Source organism: Halorubrum sp. AJ67 (assembly GCF_000513435.1).
Genome location: NZ_CBVY010000002.1, coordinates 255,299 through 257,808 on the forward strand (window position 1 = coordinate 255,299; position 2,510 = coordinate 257,808).

The window sequence follows — 2,510 nt, forward strand, 5'->3', positions numbered from 1 at the left end:
TCTAGCTCGCCGCCCGCGCCCGGAGAGAAACGGTTTAGTCGCTGGCTCCGGCCCGATCGGGTATGCACGCCATCACTCGATCCGGCTGGATCGAGGTCATTTCGGGGTCGATGTTCTCGGGCAAGACGGAGGAGCTGCTCCGCCGGCTCCGGCGCTCGGAGATCGCCGGTCAGTCGGTCGCCGTCTACACGCCCGCGGTCGACGACCGCTACGGGGAGGCAACGATCGGCAGCCACACCGGCCGACAGTGGGAGGCGACCGTCGTCGACAACGAGGGCGACGGGCCGTTCGACATCCTCGACGACGACCCCGCCGAGGTGGTCGCGATCGACGAGGCGAACTTCTTCTCGGACGCGCTCATCGAGGTCTGTAACACCCTCGCGGACCGCGGAACCAGGGTGATCGTCTCGGGAACCGACCAGACGTTCCGCGGCGAGCCGTTCGAGCCGCTGCCGCAGCTGATGGCGACCGCCGAGTACGTTGACAAGCTACAGGCGATCTGCTCGGTCTGCGGGGAGCCGGCCTCTCGGAACCAGCGGCTCATCGAGGGCGAGCCGGCCCACGTCGACGACCCGACGATCCTCGTCGGCGCGGAGGAGTCCTACGAGGCGCGGTGTCGCGACTGCCACGTCCTGTTGACCGGAGACCGACCCGAGGAGGAGCGACCGTTCGAGGGGGCCGAGGCGGACCCCGCGAACGACTGATCCGACTTTGTTGAAATTCTTATTAGTTGATACTTCCCTTAATCGCTCAGTACAGGAAGAACAGCGACCGATCTGCGGTGCGGTGGCGCGTGCCTCCGAGCGGTCGCCCTCGGCGACCGCGAGGAGCACCGCGCGAGGGAGTCGGTGGCGGTCGAGCGAAGCGAAGACCGCCAGCGACGAGGCTGGGGAGGTGTGAGGCTGCGGTTGCGGTTGGGCGGGACTCGAAGGGGCAGTCGCGAGGCGGGCGCGGGCGAAGCAAGCACCGCAGGAGCGAGTGAAGCGAGCGACGAGGAGCACAGCGAGCGTGCGCCCGCCTCGCGACTGGGGCTTCGGCGGTGTTCGTATCGATCAGCGATTTATAAACGAGAGGTTTTGTTGAAATCCTCTTCTTCAGATAGATTCTCGCCTGAAACAGCCGGTTGATGAGAGCTGCGCATGTAATAGTACTATGTTTACGACTTCCTGAAAAGGTCATTAGACGTATCTGAATAATATTCAATCATCTTGCTCACCATTTTAATAGATCGGCTACTCATATCTTCGGAAATGGATCTAACCTCTCTCGTTCCTGACTCTGGTCCCAATTACAAATTATACTATCTCATACCTGCATCGTTCATCTATCTATTTTACCAACTTGGCAGAGAAATTCTACTGGTACCTGCTTTGATCGGGTTAATCGGCGTCATCAGTCGCCACTCCACATCAGAGTCCCTATATGGGCCAGATGGCAAAAAAGAAGCTAATCTGAGCAGCCAACGGGAGATTCACCGGGTTGGGGCCTTGGTTTACAGGAATAAAGTGCCAGCCAAGTATTCCGCTGATTCGTGGTTAGAGATGGCCCAGGAGGGGACCTTCCAGTCCACATATTGGGCGATTGTAATGGGGGTAATATTTGTCTTCCAATTTTCAGTATCTGTCCTCTATATCATCGCCGTCTATCTGCTTTTTACCAATCTTCTTGTAATCGATTACATCGGTGGGGTTCTACTATTTGCACTCGTTGGCTTGGTGGTCCATGGAGCGATACGATTGATTCTTCCGGATATCAGTGACATTGACGATATCCCATCAATTGATCAAGAGTTACGGACTGTTGTCGAAGGATTCTCTCATACGCTGAACGGAGACGATATTGTTGTTACAGGAGCTGCATATGGGGCTGCTCGCGGAGGTATCTTCGAGATCGCCATTGAGGCAGAGTGTGAATCAGACGAATTGAAACGCCGAACGATCAATCAAATTGCCACTGCTTTCTGTTCTGTAGTGAATCGTTCGTCATACCCTGTCGTTCGTAGTGATTTCAGAATAGAAGGTAAGAACGGTAGTGCGGTCTACTTTTGTATCGATACAAAGTGGTGTAGGAAGCTCTCAAACGGGCAAATATCGGCTAATGAATTCCTCCACCATATCGGCCAAACGGTATCTGTGAGAGAACCAAACGGCGAGATCGTTGTGTATCCAATTAATCAAGATTAGATGTTGAGCACTTGGTACGAGTACGTTGATGAATAGACGGACAAATCGGTCCACAACCTTACGCTCAGGCAACCATTTATGAGCCACTCAGATTTCACATGTACGGCGCTAAGTGGTTTGACTGTATTGACCGCACAAGAGAACAGAACCTATCACCTTTTAAGTATTTCAACGGAGCTACTGATCCCCCGTCGACTCCGTCTCTGACCCTCGATCTCGTTTATGTCCGATCTCCGATCCCGCCTACGCCGAATCGCCGGGCTCGTCCGCATCCCTCGGTTCTACCTCTTCGTCGTCGTCGGTCGCGAGCCGGAACAGCCCGACGAG

General features: G+C 55.4%; 2 protein-coding genes. Both read left to right on the forward strand.

The genetic code is table 11. From position 1 onward, the window contains the following. Positions 1–62: 62 nt before the first annotated feature. On the forward strand, positions 63–704 hold the full coding sequence (locus BN903_RS03080; RefSeq protein WP_048076324.1) for a thymidine kinase: 642 nt from the start codon (positions 63–65) through the stop codon (positions 702–704). A gap of 546 nt (positions 705–1,250) precedes the next feature. Next, complete coding sequence (locus BN903_RS03085) at positions 1,251–2,183, forward strand: hypothetical protein (RefSeq protein ID WP_048076325.1); 933 nt, start codon at positions 1,251–1,253, stop codon at positions 2,181–2,183. Positions 2,184–2,510: the final 327 nt, after the last annotated feature.

Bases quoted from the DNA above. Each gene is read 5' to 3' on its own strand.
- BN903_RS03080 (WP_048076324.1), top strand. From the start codon at position 63: ATGCACGCCATCACTCGATCCGGCTGGATCGAGGTCATTTCGGGGTCG.
- BN903_RS03085 (WP_048076325.1), top strand. From the start codon at position 1,251: ATGGATCTAACCTCTCTCGTTCCTGACTCTGGTCCCAATTACAAATTA.